A 22,218-nucleotide genomic window follows, 5' to 3' on the forward strand; every position below is an offset into this window, starting at 1 on the left:
TTCTGGCTTTTTGAAGACAGTTCGGGAACAATAGTCCACATGACCACAACGCCTCGCCCGACTGATGCCGGCGCTTATGCTGCGGACCTTTCCGGAACCGCGGCCTTTGATGCAGGCGTAGGTTCCATGCCAGATTGGAGCGATCTCGTTTCTGAGCATGCGGACAGCGTATACCGGCTCGCCTTTCGACTCAGTGGCAATCAACATGATGCTGAGGATCTCACCCAAGAAACCTTTATGCGAGTCTTCCGTTCCCTGGATAAATATCAACCTGGTACCTTTGAGGGCTGGTTGCACCGTATTACTACTAACCTCTTTTTAGATATGGTGCGGCGCCGCACGAAAATCCGCATGGAAGCTCTACCAGAGGACTACGAGCGAGTTCCGGGAACCGATATGACCCCTGAACAAGCCTATAACGTGGCCAACCTTGACCCAGCTTTGCAGGAAGCGCTCGACGCACTGGCCCCCGATTTTCGAGTGGCAGTAGTGCTCTGCGACGTGGTGGGTATGAGCTACGAGGAGATAGCCGCAACTTTGGGCGTCAAGATGGGCACTGTGCGTTCGCGTATCCACCGGGGCAGGAGTCAGTTGCGAGCGATGCTGGAGGCGAAGGCTGAAGTTGACGCTGATGCGCAATTGCTCATTCGCAGCTAATACTAAACACTAAATTCGAAACACTGACTCGCCACAACCATATGGCGAGTCTTTCTCTTATAGTGGACAGTGGGGAACTAACGGCATATGCGGTTCGTTCCACTTATGACCTCTAGGTTATATACCTGTGATTCGAATCGAGAAAGCTGGTGGGCTATGGCGCAACGAGACAAGCCGCAGCGTTCCAGAACATTTGATATTTCCTCCCAAGTCCGAAAGTTATCAGCGATTGACCATCTCAATCCTGAGGCCATAGCTGCCTTGGCAGATAACGAGTTGTGTCCCGCTGCCACACACCGAGCCCATATACATCTAGTTCACTGCCACGAGTGTCGTCTCGAGGTAGAGAAACAACGGCTAGCATCGCAGCGCCTACGCAATTCTTGTTGCCAATCATTGGAAGCCAGCTCGGAGCTAATGAGACGCCTGCATCAAATTGCTGACTGTGTAGAGTCGGATCAGCATCCCTTGCGATCGAAGGTGTCAAAGATTCGGCTGATGAGATGGAAATAGCGCACATGCAGGGTAAGGTTATTTAAGTGTTTAGCTCAATTGGTTGGGGAGAAATTTTCTGGATTCTCATCCTCGCTATGATTTTCATTGGCCCCGAAAAGCTCCCAGGCGTCATTGAGGATGCCCGTGCTGCTATTTTTGCTGCTCGCCGCGCCATCAATAATGCTAAAGCTGAACTAAATGGGGAGTACCTGGAGGAATTCGAAGATTTCCGTGCTCCCATTAACCAGATCGCTGGTTTGCAGCGAATGGGTCCCAAAGCCGCATTAACTAAAGTGCTCTTTGACGGAGATACTGAGGCCATCGATTCTCTCGACCTGAAGAAACAGCTCGGTGAGCTTGATTCGCCAACTAGTGCCGCACGCACCGAACTTAGTCCCGACCGTCAAGCCTCCCAGGCCGATATACCCAATAACGCGGTATCCGGCCCGAGAAACCGGGATTTTAGCTGGGATGACGTCCTATAGCCCCTATCCAATCAGGCAGGGGATAGGAGATTTCTAGTCGTGCCGAGTCACCCCAAGGCCTAAGGGCTTACCGGCAAGTGATTCAGGTCGAAGAACGAGCTGATCTGCAATAGCCTTGATCGCTACCGCAGTGGGGGACTCAGGGTGGGCAAGCACAATGGGGGTGCCGTGATCGCCTCCCTCGCGAAGCTGAGGATCTAACGGAACCGATCCGAGAAGCGGAACCTTCGTTCCAGTAAGCGTCGAGATGCGCTGCGAGACCTCTTCGCCTCCACCTGAGCCAAAGACTTCTAACGTCGATCCATCGGGCAAAATCATGGCACTCATATTCTCGATGACACCCGCGAGCTTCTGCTGGGTTTGCAACGAGATAGTCCCGGCGCGCTCGGCCACCTCAGCCGCGGCGCTCTGTGGGGTCGTCACCACGAGGAGCTCGGCATTGGGGAGGAGTTGGGCTACCGAAATGGCGATATCGCCAGTTCCAGGGGGAAGGTCGAGAAGCAAAATATCGAGGTCACCCCAGAATACATCTCCAAGGAACTGCTGAATGGCGCGGTGTAACATCGGGCCGCGCCACACCACAGGGGCATTACCTTCAACAAAGTGTGCAATCGAAATGAGTTTTATGCCATGAGCCATGGGCGGCATGATCATCTCGTCTACGGCATGAGGACGATCGGTGCACCCGAGCATGCCCGGTATTGAGTGCCCGTATATATCGGCATCAAGCACCCCGACCCGCAATCCGCGAGCAGCTAGTGCGGCTGCAAGGTTAACGGTCATCGAGGATTTGCCCACGCCCCCCTTGCCAGAAGAGACGGCAAAGACTCTGGTTGTGGAGTTAGGTTGGCTAAAGGGAATCACCGGCTCGTGGGTATCGCCGCGTAACTGCTGCCGCAGGCTCTTGCGCTGTTCATCATCCATGACATCGGTAGTCACGGTGATCTCACCAACGCCCGGGAGATCTGCGATGGCAGCGCGTGAGTTTTCCACCAACAGGTTTTTCATCGGACACCCAGCAATCGTGAGGTATATTTCTACCTCAACATCTACGCCACTGAGGGCGATAGATTTCACCATGCCGAGTTCTGTTAACGGCTTACCAATTTCTGGATCTTCTACGCGCGAGAGCGCCTGCCGCACGTCATGCTCAGTAATAGTGGTCATTATTTTTCTAAGTACTTCCCCTCGTATTTTGCTTAACGACGCTCACTCGTGCGCCCCTGAATCGGGTCACTAAGATCGTGGTGTGCGTCATCGAGTCCCTGCTGATGGCGGTATGCAGTCCGTTCAGCGGCTTCATCGTCCAGCTTAGCTTCAATGCGTTCGATCATGGTGTGAAGATCTTCCAATTCGTGCCGCAGATAATCACGAGTGACCATATCACCCAGCGCTAGACGCAAGCCAGCGAGCTCGCGGGTAATATATTCGGTATTCGATTTGGTTTCAAAAGCACGGCGGCGATCTTCATTGAGAGAAACACGATCACGATCTTCTTGTCGGTTCTGTGCCAGCAAGATCAGCGGCGCCGCGTAGGCTGCCTGTGTGGAAAATGCCAGGTTCAGCAAGATGAAGGGATAGGGATCCCACTGCCACCAGAAGGCGCCGAGGTTCAGCACGATCCAGATAGCGACGAAAACCGTCTGCCACATCAGGTAACTGCCGGTACCAAAAAAGCGGGCGACCTGCTCAGCGTAGGCGCCAATGGAATCGTCATCAAGTCTGAAAAGCCTCTTTTTCCCGGGCAGCCGTGGGGTATCTAACTCAGCCATGCGCTAGGTCTCCTTTCACAATGGTCGAATCGGGGCGGATACCCGAATCACGCCAATCTTCCGGCAATAAGTGATCGAGAAGGTCATCAACTGCCACCGCTCCCAGTAGGTGGTTATCGTTATCCAGCACGGGTCCGCAGACCAAGTTATAGGTAGCAAAATAGCGCGCCGCAGTTTCCTGGGAATCATCAGCATAAAGGGGCGGTAGATCCGGATCTAAAATGCCAGAAACGAGCATCGACGGGGGTTCACGGAGCAGCCGCTGCAAATGCACAGACCCTAAATAAGTCCCCGTCGGGGTGGCGGTGGGCGGTCGCACCACAAAGACCATAGAGGATAGGGAGGTAGGAAGATCAGGGTTGCGGGCTTGGGCGAGCGCCTCAGCGACGGTCGTTTGAGGGCTGAGGATCAAAGGTTCTGGAGTCATCAGCGCACCTACCGTGTCGGGGCTAAAGCTCATTAAGCGCCGCACTGGGGCTGATTCCTCAGGATCCATGAGTTCGAGCAAGACATCGGCTTTTTCATCGTCGAGCTCAGAAAGCAGATCGGCAGCATCATCAGGATCCATTTCCTCGAGCACATCAGCTGCACGTTCGATGTCAAGAGTTTCTAATAGCTCGGCCTGGCGATCCTCACTCATCTCTTGGAGAATATCGGCGAGGCGCTCATCGTCCAGCTCGGTAGCGACCGTGGTGCGCTGGTTCTCGGGCAAGTCATAGAGCACCGAGGCGATATCTGCCGGACGCATATCCTCGAACTCCGCCAACAACTCAGCAAAGGCATCAGACATACCAACACCCGCAGCGCTAATACCATGGACGTGCTTCCACGGCACCACAAACAGTTCCGGCCGGCGAGCAAAAGTGGCACGTTCCTTGAGCACGGCCACCGCAGAGATGGCCCAGTCGCGAGTGCGGGTACGCTCTAATTCCACATCGGCAATCTCGACCGGCTTAGAGTGCAGCTGCTCCAATTCAGGATCATCCACGTGGACCTTCGCCCCGATCACATCGCCGACGATAGCGAGTTCACCGGCCCTAGGCTTATACGATCGCAGTGAGACCGAACCAGAGACCAGCATAATCTCATGAGGATCGATGGAGGCCACCCGGAGCATGGGAAGAAAAATGCGGCGCTTATTGGTCATTTCAACCACGAGACCAAGCACTCGGGAGGTATGTCCGTAGGGCCGGATATTAACAATGACATCACGCACGCGACCGATTGCATCAGTCTCGGGACCGCGAACAATCATGCCCGCTAGGCGCCCAGCATAAACTCGGGTAACTTCACTCATAATTGATAAGTGTAGCTGTTTCTCCAGGGCACTCCCTAACACTTATCCTGGCGCTGAACAACTGCGATATAGTGAACAGTATTTGAGTGTTGCGCAAGCCACTCTAGACCTGAACGAATTGACAAGGAACACAGGTATGACTTTTTTCTCGAGGCCCAACCCTGAGCTGAATGGGCGGCAAAGAACTATCCCCGAGGGGTGGCCAGTCGGCTCCTTTAGCACCTATGCGCAGGCACAGGCAGCCGTCGATATGCTCTCGGATAAAGAGTTCGATGTCAGTGCAGTCTCAATCGTCGGCGTTGATTTAATGGAGTGCGAAAACGTGCTGGGGCGCCTGACATGGCCGAAAGTTTTATTGAGCGGTCTTGCCTCAGGTGGCTGGGTGGGCCTATTTATGGGAACGCTTCTCGGAGTGGTCACGGGCGATTGGTCGAGCTCGCTAATCTTCGGCGTCCTCCTAGGTTCAGTGTTCTATACCAGCGCGGCAGCCATCCAGTACGCGGCCTCAAGGGGCAAACGTGACTTTGCGTCTACCACCCAAATAGTAGCCAGCAGATACGATATCCTATGCGATCCGGCAACAGCCCCCCAAGCACGTGATCTCATCAGCGAATTCACTCATAAGCGCCCGAACTAGGGAAAGGACCCCATCGTGCCCTCTGCAGCTCTTAAGCGTGGGATTGCGGCCATCGCGGCGCTCAGCACCCTAGGCGCAGGATATGTGGTCGGTAATGGTTACCTCGATCCCTTTGACTTTACGAATAATAAGGCTGCGAGCCCCGATCGGGTGATTATCGTTGCCGTCCAGCCCCACACCACTGAGGCACTGGTCTTGGCAGAATTATACGAACAAGCCCTCGAACGGGCCGGCCATCAGGCGATCCTCAGCTTGGATCAGTCGGGTTATTATAGTGGCGTAGATCGACTCAGCTATGGCTCAGCAGACCTCGTGATTAGTTGTACTGGAACATTAGTCCAGGCGCGGAATTCAGGTCTAGCAGAGGATTTACGGCAGCGTTTCGCGCGGGATATAACTGACCCTCACGAGCAGCGGGAAATAGTTTACGCCGCAGCCATGTCTACCTTGCTTGATAATACAACTGCCACAGACCCCTCCAATGCGCTCGGATGTGTCGACTCCGACTCGGGTCTGCCCGAGCACATTATGCCGATCTACCGAACCTCGGACTTAGATCGTCGCAGTAGGCGAGCAATCAATACAGTTTCTGGGGTCCTCACAACCGATTCTTTGCAGGACATCATCGAGCGCGCCCAGAAGGTTGGTTCTGCTCACCAAGCGGCTGAGGAATTTCTAGATAGATATAGCGGCGACTTCAACTTATAAAAATCCATTCAAAAAGGTGAGGGTGCCGCTTATTACGGCACCCTCACCTTAATTACTGACGGATCTATTCGCTGAAGGCTGAGTCAACGAGTTCCTGTTGTTCTACCTGGTGCACCTTTGACAAGCCCGTGGCGGTCGATGCCTGTGCGCGCCTCGATACTCGTTTCAAGGGCAACATTCCTGGGATAAGGTCAGGTAAGTGGGCACTAAGGAAGGGCCATGGCCCCTGGTTGGCGGGTTCATCTTGGCAGAAGCGAATCTCAGTCGCATTAGGATAAGCGTCGAAAGCTTCTTTGAGACGGTTGAATGGGATGGGATGGAGCATCTCCAAACGTATAATAGCGACGTCATTGCGGCTCTCTTTCTCAGCTCGCTTCGCCAGCTCATAGTAGAGCTTTCCGGATACCAGCAAGATCGTCTTCACACTCGAGGTGTCACCGACTGTTGATCCGGACTTATCAAAGAAACGTGGGTCGTTGATGACTGACTTAAAAGTGGTGATCTCGGTGAACTCAGAAACCTCAGAGGTTGCAGCCTTCATGCGCAGCATCGACTTGGGAGTGAATACAACGAGCGGGCGTTTGAGTCCACCCAAGGCGTGGCGCCTTAATAGATGGAAGTAGTTAGCGGGAGTCGATGGTTGGGCCACGGTCATGGAGCCCTCAGCGCACAATTGCAGGTAGCGTTCAATCCGGCCAGACGAATGGTCTGGCCCCTGACCTTCATAGCCGTGGGGCAACAGCAGGATCACAGAGGAAGTCTGTCCCCACTTTGTTTCGCCAGATGAGACATATTCGTCGATGATGGTCTGCGCGCCGTTGGCAAAATCACCGAACTGCGCCTCCCAAGCCACGACGGCCTCTTGGTTGCCAACCGAGTAGCCATATTCAAAACCCATGCCAGCATACTCGGTGAGCGCAGAGTTATAGACGAGGAATTTACCGCCGTTGCCTTTGGATTCTGCCAATTCATGCAGAGGATTAAATTCCGCGGCGGTCCGGGGATCGTAAACCACCGCGTGTCGCTGGGTGAAAGTGCCGCGCCTAGTATCTTCACCTGCTAGACGGACTAATTTGCCGGAGTTAGCCAAGGAGGAGAAGGCAATGAGTTCGCCCCAACCCCAGTCGATGCCACCGGTTGAGATAGATTCCACGCGCTTGTGGGCTACCGGCGCCACTCGAGGGTGCAGGGTGAAGCCTTCAGGGAGGCGCCCGTAGGCTTCTGCTATCTCGGCAAATTCTGCCTTGGAGATATTAGTAGTTAACCCGCGAGGGAGTTCCTGGGCCTTGGTAATGCCCTCCTGCTGAGTAAAGACCTTCTTCTCGGCCACTTTGACCTCATTGAAGACCGATTCCATTTGGTCGTGGAAGTCGCGGGAGACTTTCTCGGCATCTTCTTTTGATAGTTCACCGCGGCCGAGCAGATCCTCGATATATTGATCGCGCACGGTCTTGCGGCCGTCGATGAGCTCGTACATCTTTGGCTGAGTCATTGATGGATCATCAGCTTCATTATGGCCTCGGCGGCGATAGGCTATGAGGTCAATGAAGACATCTTTTCCGAATCGACGCCGGTATTCCGTCGCGAGGGTACCGACCCACACCACAGCCTCTGGATCGTCGCCGTTAACGTGAAAGACTGGGCAACCAAAGGCTTTAGCCATATCGGTTGAATAGAGGCAGGAGCGGCCGGAATCTGGGGTAGTGGTGAAGCCGATCTGGTTATTGACCACAATATGCACGGTGCCACCGACGGTGTAGCCGCGAAGCTGCGCTAAGTTGATGGTTTCTGGCACAATGCCCAAGCCTGCAAAAGCAGCATCGCCGTGGAGAAGCAGCGGCATAACCGTGTACCCTTGATCCCCCTTATCGAGCAAATCTTGCTTAGCGCGCGCAATACCCTCCATCACGGGGTTAACGGCTTCAAGGTGGGAAGGATTGGCAGTCAAGGTTACCTTGATCTCGCCATCGCCGAACATTTGTAAGTGTGTGCCCTCGGCTCCCAGGTGATACTTCACATCGCCGGAACCTCCAGCTGCTTTGGCCTCGATATCTCCTTCAAATTCGGAGAAGATAGTTTCTAATGGCTTGCCTACAATATTAAAGAGCACATTCAACCGGCCGCGGTGCGGCATGCCAATAACCACTTCGTCGAGATTCTGGCCCGCAGCGGTATCGATGGCGGAATCCATAAGCGGAATCAACGCCTCGGCGCCCTCGAGGGAGAAGCGTTTCTGGCCTACATATTTAGTTTGCAGGAAATTCTCAAATGCTTCGGCGGCATTGAGCTGCTGCATAATATATTTTTGCTCTGCACTAGTGGGTTTAGGCATACCCTTTTCCAAGCGTTCTTGCAACCAAGTACGCTCGTCACGGTCCAAGATATGGGTATACTCCGCACCGACCTTTAGAGTGTAGGCCTTGCGCAACTTCGAGAGCACTTCGCGCAGAGTCATGGATTCCTGACCCGAGAAGCCGCCTACGTGGAAAGTACGATCAAGATCCCAAATAGTTAGACCGTGGGATTCCATGACAAGATCACTATGATCTGGCACGGGGATACCAGGCTGTGACCAGTGCAGGGGATTTGTATCGGCGATAAGGTGTCCACGTGAACGGTAGGCTTCGATCAACTGCATCACGCGGGTATTTTTATCCACCCCAGTATTGGGTAGATCTTGGGCCCAGCGCATAGGGGTATATGGGATGTGGAGGGAGAAGAAAACCTCATCCCAGAACGAATCATCGATAAAGAGCTGGCTCATGGTCTTGAGGAAGTGACCAGACTCGGCGCCCTGAATAATGCGGTGATCATAGGTAGAGGTGATGGTCACTAATTTGCCAACACCCAATTCCGCAAGCCTATCTACGGATGCGCCTGCGAATTCTGCTGGATAGTCCATCGAGCCGACACCGATAATGGAGCCTTGACCTTGCGTGAGGCGAGGGACGGAGTGTCGAGTGCCAATACCGCCTGGGTTTGTGAGGGAAACGGTGACTCCCGAAAAATCATCCATCCCTAACTTATTTGTTCGGCTTCGCTTGACAATATCTTCGTATTTTTCCACGAAGGTGGAAAAATCAAGCTTTTCGCATTCCTTGATGGCTGCGACCACAAGTGCGCGGGAACCGTCCTTTTGGGGCAGATCTATAGCTAGACCGAGATTAATATGCTCCGGGGTGACAACGGTGGGTTTCCCATTGATCTCAGCATAGGAGTTATTCATATCAGGGTGAGCCATAATCGCCTTCACGAGGGCATAACCGATGATATGGGTAAACGAAACCTTGCCGCCGTGGGTGCGCTGCAGGTGCTCGTTGATGATCGCGCGATTCTCGAACATCAACTTCACAGGCATATCGCGTACCGATGTGGCAGTGGGAATCGTTAGAGATTCATCCATATTTTTTGCAATCGCTTTGAATATGCCCTTGAGGGTTCTCTCTCCCGCTGTAGGCATCTCAGCGGCGCGCGCTAGTGGGGATTGAGAGCGCTTCTTTGCGGTGGCCTTATCCTTAGCCTCTTTACTTACCTCCGCTTCGCGGTGCTGATCAGCTTTCGTCGCTACTGAATCAGGTGTATCGGGTGCGGTCACCTTCGATTGGTCGGAGGTACGCTGCGAACTTGAAGCGGTCTGAGGGCGGGGGCCACCCTGTTTGGTAAATAGTTCACGCCATTCCTTATCAACTGACTCTGGGTCGTGTTGGAACTGCTGGAACATATCATCGACCAGCCATTGATTCTGGCCAAAAGTACTAGCGCTGCTCACGGCAGGTACTCGCCTCATTTCTGTGGGAAGTTCTTTTAGTTAAGGAATTCTTAGGGGTATTGTCCACGTTCGTCACTGTAACTGGAACGTATTTAATAGACGATAGCTATTTTTTTCTTACAATGTGCGCGGTTTCACTTTCGGGGTTAGTGGGGGCTCACTCTGAGAACGCGCAACCTTCCAAAGTGTGGCATAGGTACCCCCAGATGAGCGGAGTTCGTTATGGCTCCCGTCTTCTACGATACGCCCCTTATCCACCACAAGGATTCGATCGGCATTCTCCGCAGTTGCAAGCCGGTGAGCTACCACAAAAGCAGTGCGGGTATGCGCCACATGGTGCGAGGCTTCGACGATGACCTTCTCGGTGGCTGGATCTAAGGTGGCTGTAGCTTCATCGAGGACGAGGATCGAGGGCTGGACTAGTTCTGCTCGTGCCAGAGCCACTAATTGGCGTTGCCCGGAGCTCAGGCCCTGACCGTGCTCGCGCACCGGGGTAGCAAGACCATCAGGAAGAGCGGCAAAGATCTTCAAGGCGCCAACATTTTTCACTGCCTGAGTGATGTCCGCGCGACTGGCCTGTGGCTTGCCGTAGGCGATATTGGAGGCAATGGTCCCGTGGAATAGATAGGTTTCCTGCGGCACAAAACCGATCGTCTCGCGCCACAATCCCACGGGTAAATCACTAAGCGGCTGGGCTCCCGCCTTGATCCTCCCGGAGATAGGATCATAGAAGCGAAGAAGCAATTTAATCAGAGTTGATTTGCCCGACCCCGTCGGCCCCACGATGGCAACGGTGGTTCCAGGCTCGATATGGAGATTGATATCGCTAAGTGCGGCCTCGTCAACATCGCGGTAGTGGAAATTCACCTGCTCAAAATCGATTGCCTCGCGAGCCAGACGGCGGATATCTGTACTCGAGTACGATCGCTGTACCTGGAGGGTACGGTGAGCATCAGTCGTCTCTTCTTGCTGCTCGGCCGCATCGGAGTTTTCGGTGGACAAGAGATCAGAAATACGACGGAAACCCACCGCCGCTTGTTGATAAGCATCAAATACTTGCGAGAGATGCTGAACGGGGCCGAAAAGGCGCTCCAAGTACAGCAGAAAAGCAACGAGGACACCAGCTGAGAGCGTTTGATCGGCAACCATGAGAGCCCCCACGCCAAGGACGCTCGCACTGAGGATCTCAGTGGTGGCGTTAATACCTGGAAAATAAACGGCTACCGCAGTCTGGGCTTTGATGCGAGTACGCCGATAGTGAGCGGCCTGGCGTTCGAAATCCTTTAAAACTTCAGCTTCTTGATTAAAAAGCTGGGCGGTGCGCAACCCTGACATCGACTCATGGAAATGCGCATTTACCGTCGACACTTCCTCCCGTGCTTGGGTGTACAGCTTGGACGAGATGGAACGAAAAACCACAGTCGCTACCGCAATAAGTGGAATACCAATAGCGGCAATCAGCGAGAGTTTGACCGATGTGGCCACGAGCAAAATAACAATACCGGCGATTGTGCTCAAAGAGACGACGAAGACGGTGAAGCCATTCTGCAGGAATCCATTGAGGGCATCGATATCAGTAGTCATTCGAGTAATGATGGCTCCCGACATGACCTTCTCGTAGAACCCAAGCGAAAGCCTCTGGAGGTGGCTGTAACTGCGGATTCTCAATTCGTACAATAAGCTTTCGCCGGTACGAGCGCTGAGAAATTCGGATGCTATCGTGGCTAGCCAGCTCATCACCACCGCCAGGAGACCGATCCCGGTGAGGGTTAATAAGGTGGAGACATTATTTTGCTTAATGCCCTCGTCGATAGCTCGCCCGATCAGGGTAGGGATAGCGAGGCTCGCAATAACCCCGAGGATATACAGGGCGATGAGTACCATAAGGTAGTAGCGGACTGAGAAGAAGAGAGTGCGAGCATTAACGACGCGCATCTTCTTCCGGAAAGAATCTGCTCCGCCTCGGGGAGGCAGATCCTTGATTGAAGGAAGCCGATCGACCCGTGCGAGGAGATTTTTAGTCGCAGGAGTGGCTCCAGCCATGGCCGCAAAAGCAGCGCCGTGACTCATCCCCTTAGCGCCGGCAAGAGAGGCCGCGGCTTTTAAAGCCCCGCTAGTGGTAGTTCGGTTAGAGCTTTCTTTTTCATCATAAGACCGACTCGACCACAAAAGCTCCTCCAATTCTGTGTCGCTAAGAGAATCGAGACCGGTGGTTTCCTCTGTCTCGCTCAATTGAGGTGATCGTATCGCTTCGGCGATAAGTCCTTCAGGAGGGGCAGTTAGCTGAGGCGTCGCGCTTAGATCAAGGTCGTTGGTGTCCAATTCCACGTCCATAAGTTCCGAGAATTGAGGATTGTCCGCAATACGCTCGGGGGAGTCAATAGCCACCATATGGCCCTTGTGAATCAAGCCCACATAATCCGAATGGGCGAGGGTGGAATGGCGGTGAGTAATAGCCAGGACCGTGGTATGAGGAAAGTGCTCGCGCAGATTGGCGTAGATGCGTGCCTCGGTGGCACTGTCGATAGCAGAGGTGGTGTCGTCGAGGAGTAGCACCTTAGGGTGAGCGACTAGAGCCCGCGCGAGAGCGACCCGTTGCCGTTGCCCTCCCGAAAGGGTCAGCCCGCGTTCGCCGATGAGACTATCCAGACCGTTGGGTGCGCGCTCAATGAAATCATCGATACAGGCCATACGGCAGGCACATAGAATCTCCTCATCGCTGAGATGTCGGCCAGCATCAATATTCTCCCTGATCGTGGCGTGGGAGAGGAAAGGTTCATCGAATACACAAGCAATAGAGGAGCGAATGCTAGATAGAGAAAGGTCAGTATAGTTACGAGTAGCAGGGTTAGGCCCTTCCTCTATCAGGGAAATTTTGCCGCTATCTGGTTGATAGAAACCCGCCAAAAGCTGAATGAGCATGGATTTACCAGAGCCGGCAGGACCAACCAAACTGGTATAGCTTCGAGGCGCTAGGTCGAGGTCGAGCCCGTTGAGGACATCTGAGTAATGAAGATTGCTTATGCGTAGGCCTAAAGCCTGAGCATGAGGGTTAAGCTCTTGAGGTTTTTCAGGCTCTGTATATTCAGGTCGAAGCTCTAAAACTTCGAATATCCTATCGGCGCTCGATAGGCCCATGTGGACTTGAACGGACATGGCGGCGAGCATGGAGATCACACTGGAGAGTGCGGAGAGGTAGACACTCGCGGCAAGAAATTCCCCGATGGTAATGGCACCGTTGAGACTGAGTAGACCACCGATACCAATGCTGAGGACGAGGGTAACGGTCGGGATATTTTGGAGCAGGGGTTTAAAGCGGGCGCTTAACCGAGCGACACGAAGCTTGTGACCGTATACCTCGGTGGCTTGCTGCTGTAGGGTATCAATTTCGCGATTTTCTTGGTGAAAGGCTTTGACTATCCGAACTCCCTGGATCGTCTCCTCGATATGAGTGCTCATATCGGCGATCTTCTGCTGCGCCGCCCACGTGGCCGCGAAGAGAGTTTTGCGAGATTTTTGTCCTAGCCAGACCAAAATTGGAATCGTGATAAGAGCCAACACGCTGAGTACGGGGGAGATCCACATGAGGATGCCGGTGAAAAGGATGACCTTAAAGGCTTGGCCGATCATCAGCGGCAGCATGGCAATCATGATCTGTACCGTGTTCAGATCAGAAATGGTTCTGGAAACCACCTGGCCGGTACGGAGGCGATCGTGGGCGGGGCCGTCGAGGTGAAGCAGGTTTTCTAATATACCGACCCGCAGGCGGTGCTGAAGGTGGTTGGAGATATAACCGGCAAAAAACCGCCGCCCAAATTGAAACAGGTAGCGACCCAGGCTCACCACGACCAAGGTGATGATGATAGCGGATATACCGCTTCGATCGGAGGCGATTGCCTGGTCGATCGCGGAGCCAGTCAGGAGGGGAATAGCGGCGTCGAAAAGCGTAATAAGAAACGTACAGCTTAGAGTGAGCACTAAGGCGACGGGCGTGTGCCAGAGCGTTGCAATGAGCTTGTAGGAGGGGGAATCTTTAAACTTCATCCGCATGAATACGCTCCTTGTCGCTTTGCTAGCCTGAGGCTCAAGGCTTAGATGGTGCCTAGGGTACTTTCGACGTGGGTGATGACTTTGCGCCCTAGCTTGCGGTTAGCCACTGAACCAATCATGGCGCCGACACCTAAGGGGAGCAGTTTCCCGATCCACGAAAATAGAGCTGACTTCCGGAGCCTCTTTACAGCGCTGCGCATCATAATCTTATTGAGGTAGCCCATATTCTGAGCATTGGCACCCTTAATTACCTGGGTAATAGAGGCCCCGCCGAACGTAGCATCGGTGAGGGCATTGCCTTCCGAACCGAGAACCGCGGCCAAAATTATCGCTTGCCGACGCTCGGGTGAATCGATATCGATACCGCGCACATAAGCCGATGAGAGAGCGTAGGAGGCCGCAAAATCTAGGAAAAGGAAGCTCTCGGCCCCAATCGCAGCCGACCCCACCACTAAACCAACACCCGGGATCGCGGAGGCCATACCAGCGCTCGCGCCACTGCCAGTAACCGCTCGCAAGAAGTTCTTATCCAATGCTTTCTGAATATCGTGGTTGTTAAACTCCGGGTTCTTTTCGCGGAGATTATCCACATAATTCGTCAGCACTCCGCTGGTCATTCCGGAAACTTTTTCGAGAACTGTCACCAACACAGTGGCCATGGGGCCGCGATCGGCTTCAGAGAGATCGCTGAGTAACTCGTGGGTGGAATCCGCAGAATCGGATGTTCTATCGAGATCGCGGTCGTGGGTGTGTTGTAATTCGGGAGACATATATTTACAGGTGATCCTTTCAAGACCATTCGGGGTTGTATCTACCTCTCGCCCAGAAATGCTGGTATCGCTTTTCGCAGCGATATTTGAGGGGCACAATACCTCTGCGGCAGAGTAGACAAACTAAGAGCTATTGATGTGTTCGCAATTTTAGTATGAAGCTATCCATCGCGCTCAATTGCCCGTATATTCGCAGTAAATGCTCGCGCTTATGTCGCGCCTACCAGACTCGGTTATCACTTTTCCAGCACGAGCTCTAGCACCATGAACTCATCGTCATGATCAACTTCTACGAAACCGAGGGAGGTGTAAAGCCCGCGGGCGATAATATTATTGGTACCCGTTTCAATTCTCACGCTATAGGCACCCTGAGCAGTGGCGACGTGGATGACGCGGTCGACGAGCTTGCGCCCCGATTCGTTATTGCGGTACTGCGGATCAACGAATAGATCATTCAGCGTTAAAATTGTGCGGAGTTGGAGGGAAGAAAAGTGATAGAACACTTGGGCAAAACCGCACACCGTGGTGTCATCTTCGGCTACGAGAATGAGTGAATCGCCACGCTCAAAGCGTTCGGTCATAAATGAGCGCGCCTGCTCCTTATCGTCGCAGCGCCGATAAAAAGCGCGATAGGCAATAAAAAGCTCGGTGACGCGCTCAAGATCGGCGCTGGTCGCTTGACGGATATGAGTCGAGGGCATCTGAACCTGTCTCCCTAATAGGATGATCAATATTGTCTTATAGTACCTCCGCTCAGCTGCCTCATCGCTAGGCCTACAGACCATTGTCATCCCGCTTAAACGATGCGAAGCTTGGGATAGGCCCATAGCACAATCTTCGGCCCAATACCGTTCGTGGTGCAGCCCTGAGGGAGTGTAGAGGTGAACCAAGATCCGCGGAGCACAAAATCTTTTAGATTGAGCACCTCCGCTACAATTATTCTGGGGTACGTTCATCCTACGAGCCCAGAAAATCTACGAGGCTATATAGTGGGGCTATTTTTTCCACGAGCAAAAGCTTCGGCTTCGTTAACCAGCTTGGGATCGAGAGTTACCCCAGTATAGAGTGTGAATTGCGCCGCCGCCTGCAAGGCAATGACCTCGTCGCCGGTTATAACCGTCCGCGGAGATATTGGGCTCGACCCGCGAGCTGCCCGAATAAGGGGTGTCTCACTAGGATGAGCCACGACATCGAAAATCACTGCCGCCCGAGCTATATCGGAGTGGTCGAAGGCAGACTGTTGGCGGTGCGGGCCTTCCATGCCCAGGGGAGTGGCATTGATGAGCATATCCTGATCCCTCGGGACCCTCGTAGCGTAAGACCACCGATATTTCTCGGCCAGCTCCTTGGCTTTTTCAGCACGCCTAGCGACCACAGTGCACCGTGAAGCCTCGAATCCGTGGTCAGCCAGAGCCGCTACGACAGCTTTGGCCATCCCGCCGGCTCCGCAGATACTCACCTTCAGGCTGGGATCCACGTGGTGGGTGCGAAGCAGCTGAGAGACCGCAAGATAATCGGTGTTATAGCCACGCAGATGCCCATTTGTATTAACGATGGTATTGACTGCCGCAATACGTTCGGCTGATGGGTCGAGGGAATCAATGAGGTCAATTACAGCCTGCTTATACGGCATAGATATCCCAGCTCCACGGATATTAAGCCCACGAATTCCTGCCACTGCGTGATCAATATCTTGAGGAGCAATGGCATGATAAGAAAAATTCAATCCGAGTCGACGGTAAAGGTAATTATGAAAACGCACACCGTGGTTGGATGGGCGTGCTGCTAGGGAGATACACAAGGTAGTTTCACGGTTGACTGTCAATGTACGAGTGGAATCCATACGTCCACTGTAGGTGATATCGACTCGAGAGTTCCTTAAAGATAAGGCTCCCAGAAATCAGCGGATAAAAGTAAGGCGAAGTCGAGGACACTGCGGTTTTTGGAGTCCTCGACTAGGATTTTTACGAAGGATAATGATGAGGCATCTCTGATTTTTTAGGTCGTTGGCCACGAGTGCTTTGTTCTTATCAAGAGCCTCGTAATTCTAAAGGAGAAACCTGTGAGTGTAGCTGGATCTCTGGCCCAGGTAGTCTCGGCTACCCCACGCTATGCCATTAGTGTAGAGCCGTCTGACGAAGCACTAATTATGAGCCCAGATGATCTGTGCGATGAGTCGATTATTACCGCAGCGATCTCTCAAAGCGAGCAGGAATATGGGGTGGCTAAGCACTCTCATGCTGCTAGGATCTGGCTCTTTTCCCTCATGGGATCGGTGTGTAATCCAGCAGTTGCAGCGATGATCCACGGCGACGATATCATTGATCTTGATTTGAGGACCGGCACACTTTTTAGACGCGAAGATTCAACGTATTGGTTTGGTTTCCGACCCCAGAACCCAGCAGAGTCCTACGCTGCTTCCGCCCGTCACTTAGCGAGCAATCTCAAACCCTTAATTAACAAGCTCTGTGAAGTTTATGCAATGCGGCCAGCGCCCTTATGGGCGATCGTTGCAGATGGTCTTGTGCAACCAGCCATGAGCGCCGGTAATGAAGAGTTTGAGCAATTAAAGGCACTGCATATCGCCCGAGAACTCCACCGAGGTATATGCGAAGTTGCTGAGGTGAAAATTCCGAGACCCCACTTTGTTGACGTTGTTGACGAGGACGTTGTCCCGTTGGATCTCACCACCAAACAGGAGCCCGAATTTCTTGCTGCATATCGCAGTAGCTGCTGCATGATCTATCGCTCCCCGCATTCTGACTATTGCGTATCGTGCCCTAAGAGACCTCGAGCGCAACGCGATGCCGCCATCGTTGCAAGTGCGCAGTTCTTCTAACCGTCGACCCTTAAAAGGGGCAGAAAAGGCATCAGTGGTGCAGGCTGAGCCGCAGATCACTCTAGCTGGCGCTCAAAATATGCAGACTTTTGGCGGCTAAGATGCCTGTTTAGCGCTAATCTGGAGGTGGGTGCCGCTCACCCTTTTCGAGTTAATCGAGGTAAAGGACAAAATCGTTGAGATTTTTTGAAGATATCGCAGCTGCACTTGACGCTGAAGGCATTGAGTCCAGGGTCCACAATGACATCCTATTCGTTCCTATCTCCTCGGAGCTAGAAGTTCAGTTTGTGGAGATCGATCCCCATATGCCCGCCGCCAATGTTTATATAGCCACCGCCGATGACCATGATGACTTTGACGCTGTGCTCACTTCCGTAGTGTTCTCCGTCGAGGATGCTGTGGACACTATCGCTCAAAACGTTGCGACGGATAGTATCATCACCGTAATGCGCGACCTTATGGAGGGTGCGGATGAGCGCGTACAAGATATCGAATTCGAACAAGACCCCGAGGAAGAGAACGCTGTTTGGGCTCCTCTGACAGACGGTGGATTGGTGCGCGTCGATTTCTCTGTTGAAGGCGGCCTTCCCTCAGCTGCCGTGGCCTTTATCACTGTGGGTGCCGGATTTGGCAATACTCTCGACCACGCCACTAATTCTTTCCTCGAATTTGCCGAAAACTCAGATCTTCCCGAACATGAAATCTCCAGACTCCTCGAAGATTACCTCGACGCGGTAGTTGATCAGCATAAAGAAGTGTTGGAACTGGGGTCCTTCGTGGACTTCGATCGACTATTCGACGTTATCTCGCTTGCCGCCGATCAAGCTGAGGCTTGGGAAGAGCAACTAGGAGCTCTCGAAGGCGAGGACGACGAGCCAGAGGTCTACGATCTTTTCGGCGAAGACGACGATGATAATGATGATTTCTTCTATGAATACGACGAGGATGAACTGGGAGAAGACGACACTACTGATCCAGTCGACGATGTAGATGACGATGATATCGAAGCAGAAGTAGAAGCAGAGGTTGAAGATATCGACGATCCCGACGCTCCCAACTACTAGGATTCATACTTTCCTTGTGAGCTAGAACGTGTAGGCCATAGGCTTAAGGTATGAATTACGCGCTCAGATCTGTTCCTCGGGTTCTCCTTGATTGTGATACTGGTATCGATGATGCTCTAGCGTTGATCTATCTCGGAGCTTTACACCGAGCAGGTGAGATCGAATTGCAGGCAGTGACCACCACTGCCGGTAATGCAGAGGCTGACCTATGTGCTGAAAATAGCGCGTATATTTTGTCCCGCGTGGGAGTCGAAGGGGTCGACATAGCGGTTGGGCAGCATCAACCCGTGGTAGTTGATTTGGTCACCACCCCAGAAACGCATGGTCCCCGCGGGCTTGGATACATCACAGATGTTTCGGAGACCTCGAAGCCCGCGGAGTCGTCCTACCCAGGGATATCCCTCGAAAATGCTCCCGCTGCGTGGAGAAAGTTGTGGCAAAAGGCGGTCGATTCTTGTGCGCATGTGATTGTGACTGGTCCTGCGACGAATCTTGCTACGTGGTTGGCCGATCGTCCATGGCCGAGCACGGTGACGATTATGGGCGGGGCGTATTTTTATCCTGGTAATACGACTCCTACTGCTGAGTGGAATACCTGGGTTGATCCGCATGCTGCTAAAGATGTTTTTGCTCTGGCCCCCGGAGACCAGCGGGTGACTGTGTGTTCGCTTGGTGTCACTGAGCAGATGGTTATTACCCCGCAGCGACTGGATCGCTATGGTGAGATTGTGGGTTCGCACCCCATTGCCAAGGTGCTGAGAGAGGCCTTGCGTTTCTATTTCGAATTTCACGAGGCTCAGGGTGAGGGGTATCTGGCTCAGGTCCACGATCTGCTCACTGTGATGGTTGCCCTAGGTAAGGTGGAAACCACTTGGAGGCTGAGCACTGTGGATGTTGAGTGTGAGGGCATGATGCGGGGGACAACGGTAGCGGATCTACGTGGGCATTGGGGGAGAGATCCGTCGGTTCGCCTTGTCGAAAGCGTGGATATTGATGCTGCGCACGAAGAGTTTGAGCGAGTGTTGACGGTATTGGCTAAGTTGTCGAAACCTGCGCTAGGATAAGGTCGTTCTTTCTATCCCTGCGAGGTGACATAGCAGGGATCCACTGGTCTGTCTTCTATGAAGGCAGAGGGACTAAGGATTTTCATGTCACCTATGCAATCGGCGTTAGCGGCCCCGCGTTCATCTCTTCTTTTAGGCACCCTTGGGGGTGGGATTATTGGGGCCACGTGGTTATTTTTGGTTCTTGCCCGTCCGACGCAGTGGGATTCGGTATTTGGTTCCTCTCCGGCTCTTATAACCTTTGTGGCTTATGTGTGTGGTGCTTTTCTCCTCCTTGCGGCATCTATTCCGCGACTGAGCTCACGAACCTTAGCGCTGATCCCCATGGCCTTGGCGCTCAATATCATTACCGGTCAACTTCTCGGTGCTGTAGGTATCCCACTCTACTTAGACTCTATTGGGACGGTCATGGTCGCCATCCTTGCAGGTCCCGTAGCGGGACTCGCTACGGGGGTTCTCAGCAGCGTTGTCTGGGCGCTTATTAATCCCGCAGCTTTACCTTTCGCTGCAGTATCAGGACTCATTGGTTTACTTGCGGGGTTAGCCTTCGCTAGAGGGATAGGGAACCATAGTGTCAAGGTTACAATTTCCGGCGTCGGGGTCGGCATCATCTCTGCGACACTCGCCGCACCAGTGGCGGCCGTTGTTTATGGTGGCACTGCGGGCGTGGGTACAGGGGCAGTAGTAGCATTGTTCCGGGAAATGGGGAATTCCCTCCTTGCAGCCGTGACGTGGCAATCTTTTCTTTCTGATCCACTCGATAAGGCGCTCGTTTTTCTTATCGCCTGGCGTTGCGTCAAGCGTCTGCCAGCCTCCGCTCTCACGCCATCCATTTCCCCGACACTTCGGTAGGTTCCATGATTAATCCACTTACCACTCTCAGCTTCGCCGCAGCTACGTGGATTTTTGTCTTGGGGGGCAATGACCTAAGAATTTCTCTTCTTGTCTGTGCTATCGCTCTTACTGCTGCGTGCCTAAAAACCGTGAGTCTCAGACCCCTCGGGGCTGTCCTCACAATCGTGACCCCAGTAGCTTTATCCATCGCAATAATTCATATTCCGTTTGGTGAGCAGTCCATAGCACCGTTGATCACCCGCGACGGTGGGGCTATCGCTCTTCATCTTAGTGTGCGTTTTGCCGCTCTTATGGCTAGCGCCGTGGCGGCTTTTAGTTTCTTTACCCCAGCTCGCCTGAACAAGGCCATGCAGCTCACACGTATTCACCACTCGGTTACTTTCCTTATCACGCAGTCCCTCCAATTCTTACCATTCGCCCGCCACGTACTGGAGACGGTGATAACCACCAACACTTTGGCAGGCCGCAGAGCTTCGTGGCGGCACCCGTTTATGGTGGTTGAATTCTATATTTTCCCCCTCATTATGCAGCTTCTTCACCGCGCTGGGGAGAGAGAAGTTGCCCTTCACGCACTCGGTGTGGATCTAGCAGGCAGACGCAGTGTTTATTGCCCTGAGCGGGATCCATGGTGGGAAAAGATCGCCCGTCCTTCAGTTATCATCGCAGCAATGATCGGAGGGGTCCTATGAGCGTGATTGAACATCACAAGGGCTCTGCTCTGAATCACTACCGGCCAGATGGAACTATGGGGATTATTCAAAGCGAGGCTTCAACTCACCTTAGTCTGCTGCGCGAAAGTGTAGAGGAAGAGATCGCTTTTCCGCTGGAGCAGCGAGGAATTGATCGGGCATCCATGCGGGCTCGGGTCGATGAGGTCATCGCGGCTCTGCGGCTTGAGCTGCTTCGATTGCGAAATCCAGCTGATCTTTCCCCGGGTCAAGTGCGGCTTGTCGTTATCGCAAGCACTTTAGCTCTGCGGTTTCCTACCATCCTTATTGAATCCCCCTACCGCGGTCTCGACCACAAAGCCCGCACGCTCTTAGAACAGTATCTGCACTCATACCCAGGGCAAGTGCACCTCTTCATAGCTGAAGCACCTACGAGTCCACTCGAGCTTGAAACAGTTACCTCACCCCTTCCGGGGACATATTGGCCGATCAAGGTAGCTCAACGTGTTGCGACCCGCACTCGTCGCCGCTTATTTCGGCCCGCAGAGGTTACCTTTAGCACCCACATACCCTTCGCTGAGCTCATCCCAGGTGAGGTGGTGTACCTAAGTGGAGCAAATGGGAGCGGAAAGACGACGTGCTTGCTCGAACTTGCGACGCAACAGCGAGATCACTCGGTTGCTATGGCAGTACAGCATCCAGTCGACCAAGTCCTCGAAATCACTCTTTCGGATTTTCTCGCAGGTGCCCCGAATCCCACAACAGCCACACGTGATACGCACCCCCTCGATCTCAGTGCGGAAGACCTGCGTCTCGCCCAGATTGCCCGAACCCTCCATTCGGGCGCTCACGTCATTCTGCTCGACGAACCAGATCAGGACTTAATATCAAAAGAACCAGTAGCCCACCAGCTTCTCCACCGCGCCTTGTCGCAGCCGGATCCGCCGGCGGTGATCATAACCAGCCATGATAAGCGCTTCATTCATCGAGTGGAAAGCTATGCATCTGTGCGTACGGTACGAATGGGAGAAACAGGACTAGGATGATGGGGTTGATCAACATCACCCCGATCGTGAGAAGAAGGAGCG

At 53.3% G+C, this 22,218-nt stretch carries 18 protein-coding genes; 10 read left to right on the forward strand and 8 right to left on the reverse strand.

The window, feature by feature from the left end; all coding sequences use genetic code 11:
- Nucleotides 1-39: 39 nt before the first annotated feature.
- Entirely contained in the window at nt 40-657 is a 618-nt protein-coding gene (gene sigE, locus NXS13_RS05025; protein ID WP_259078073.1) for an RNA polymerase sigma factor SigE, read from the forward strand.
- Between the two features lie 539 nt (nt 658-1,196).
- On the forward strand, nt 1,197-1,637 hold the full coding sequence (locus tag NXS13_RS05030) for a twin-arginine translocase subunit TatB (RefSeq protein WP_259289451.1): 441 nt from the start codon (nt 1,197-1,199) through the stop codon (nt 1,635-1,637).
- Between the two features lie 33 nt (nt 1,638-1,670).
- Here NXS13_RS05030 and NXS13_RS05035 read toward each other — a convergent pair whose 3' ends face one another.
- From NXS13_RS05035 to NXS13_RS05045, 3 genes are read right to left on the reverse strand one after another with little or no spacing between them, the layout of a single operon-like run.
- Complete coding sequence (locus NXS13_RS05035; protein ID WP_259078070.1) at nt 1,671-2,804, reverse strand: Mrp/NBP35 family ATP-binding protein; 1,134 nt, start codon at nt 2,802-2,804, stop codon at nt 1,671-1,673.
- Nucleotides 2,805-2,836: 32 nt separating this feature from the next.
- Nucleotides 2,837-3,409, reverse strand: a complete 573-nt coding sequence (locus NXS13_RS05040; RefSeq protein ID WP_259078068.1) for a DUF1003 domain-containing protein — start codon at nt 3,407-3,409, stop codon at nt 2,837-2,839.
- Nucleotides 3,402-4,706, reverse strand: a complete 1,305-nt coding sequence (locus tag NXS13_RS05045) for a magnesium transporter MgtE N-terminal domain-containing protein (RefSeq protein ID WP_259078066.1) — start codon at nt 4,704-4,706, stop codon at nt 3,402-3,404. The genes NXS13_RS05040 and NXS13_RS05045 overlap by 8 nt, the downstream gene beginning before the upstream one ends.
- A gap of 136 nt (nt 4,707-4,842) precedes the next feature.
- On the opposite strand from NXS13_RS05045, the gene NXS13_RS05050 reads away from it, so the two are divergent.
- Both NXS13_RS05050 and NXS13_RS05055 read left to right on the forward strand, forming a co-directional pair.
- The gene (locus NXS13_RS05050; protein ID WP_259158315.1) at nt 4,843-5,343 is read left to right on the forward strand and encodes a general stress protein; all 501 of its coding nucleotides are present in this window, start codon (nt 4,843-4,845) and stop codon (nt 5,341-5,343) included.
- Between the two features lie 15 nt (nt 5,344-5,358).
- Nucleotides 5,359-6,051 carry a hypothetical protein gene (locus NXS13_RS05055; protein WP_259078056.1) on the forward strand — a complete coding sequence of 231 codons (693 nt, stop codon included), beginning with the start codon at nt 5,359-5,361 and terminating at the stop codon, nt 6,049-6,051.
- A 64-nt stretch (nt 6,052-6,115) separates the two neighbouring features.
- Here NXS13_RS05055 and NXS13_RS05060 read toward each other — a convergent pair whose 3' ends face one another.
- The 5 genes from NXS13_RS05060 to NXS13_RS05080 form a co-directional block, all read right to left on the reverse strand.
- A complete protein-coding gene (locus tag NXS13_RS05060) occupies nt 6,116-9,838 on the reverse strand; it encodes a multifunctional oxoglutarate decarboxylase/oxoglutarate dehydrogenase thiamine pyrophosphate-binding subunit/dihydrolipoyllysine-residue succinyltransferase subunit (RefSeq protein WP_396124926.1) in 3,723 nt (1,240 codons plus the stop codon).
- Between the two features lie 99 nt (nt 9,839-9,937).
- Nucleotides 9,938-13,870 carry an ABC transporter ATP-binding protein gene (locus NXS13_RS05065; protein ID WP_259289452.1) on the reverse strand — a complete coding sequence of 1,311 codons (3,933 nt, stop codon included), beginning with the start codon at nt 13,868-13,870 and terminating at the stop codon, nt 9,938-9,940.
- A 41-nt stretch (nt 13,871-13,911) separates the two neighbouring features.
- Nucleotides 13,912-14,640, reverse strand: a complete 729-nt coding sequence (locus tag NXS13_RS05070; protein ID WP_259078051.1) for an EcsC family protein — start codon at nt 14,638-14,640, stop codon at nt 13,912-13,914.
- 236 nt (nt 14,641-14,876) lie between these two features.
- Complete coding sequence (locus tag NXS13_RS05075; protein ID WP_259078049.1) at nt 14,877-15,341, reverse strand: GNAT family N-acetyltransferase; 465 nt, start codon at nt 15,339-15,341, stop codon at nt 14,877-14,879.
- A gap of 281 nt (nt 15,342-15,622) precedes the next feature.
- Nucleotides 15,623-16,483, reverse strand: a complete 861-nt coding sequence (locus NXS13_RS05080; RefSeq protein ID WP_259078047.1) for a shikimate 5-dehydrogenase — start codon at nt 16,481-16,483, stop codon at nt 15,623-15,625.
- A 219-nt stretch (nt 16,484-16,702) separates the two neighbouring features.
- Here NXS13_RS05080 and NXS13_RS05085 point away from each other — a divergent pair, with 219 nt between their 5' ends.
- The 6 genes from NXS13_RS05085 (at nt 16,703) to NXS13_RS05110 (ending at nt 22,176) form a co-directional block, all read left to right on the forward strand.
- A complete protein-coding gene (locus NXS13_RS05085) occupies nt 16,703-17,479 on the forward strand; it encodes a (2Fe-2S)-binding protein (protein WP_259078045.1) in 777 nt (258 codons plus the stop codon).
- Between the two features lie 176 nt (nt 17,480-17,655).
- Nucleotides 17,656-18,543 (forward strand): hypothetical protein, encoded by an 888-nt coding sequence (locus NXS13_RS05090; RefSeq protein ID WP_259158318.1) that lies wholly within the window; start codon nt 17,656-17,658, stop codon nt 18,541-18,543.
- Between the two features lie 50 nt (nt 18,544-18,593).
- Entirely contained in the window at nt 18,594-19,607 is a 1,014-nt protein-coding gene (locus NXS13_RS05095) for a nucleoside hydrolase (RefSeq protein WP_259078041.1), read from the forward strand.
- An 84-nt stretch (nt 19,608-19,691) separates the two neighbouring features.
- Complete coding sequence (locus NXS13_RS05100; protein WP_396124927.1) at nt 19,692-20,459, forward strand: ECF transporter S component; 768 nt, start codon at nt 19,692-19,694, stop codon at nt 20,457-20,459.
- 5 nt (nt 20,460-20,464) lie between these two features.
- Entirely contained in the window at nt 20,465-21,151 is a 687-nt protein-coding gene (locus tag NXS13_RS05105; protein WP_259078039.1) for an energy-coupling factor transporter transmembrane protein EcfT, read from the forward strand.
- Entirely contained in the window at nt 21,148-22,176 is a 1,029-nt protein-coding gene (locus tag NXS13_RS05110) for an AAA family ATPase (RefSeq protein ID WP_259078038.1), read from the forward strand. The genes NXS13_RS05105 and NXS13_RS05110 overlap by 4 nt, the downstream gene beginning before the upstream one ends.
- Nucleotides 22,177-22,218 lie beyond the last annotated feature (42 nt).

This window comes from Corynebacterium sp. ES2730-CONJ (assembly GCF_024834055.1).
In the GTDB taxonomy this organism is placed as follows: Bacteria; Actinomycetota; Actinomycetes; order Mycobacteriales; family Mycobacteriaceae; genus Corynebacterium.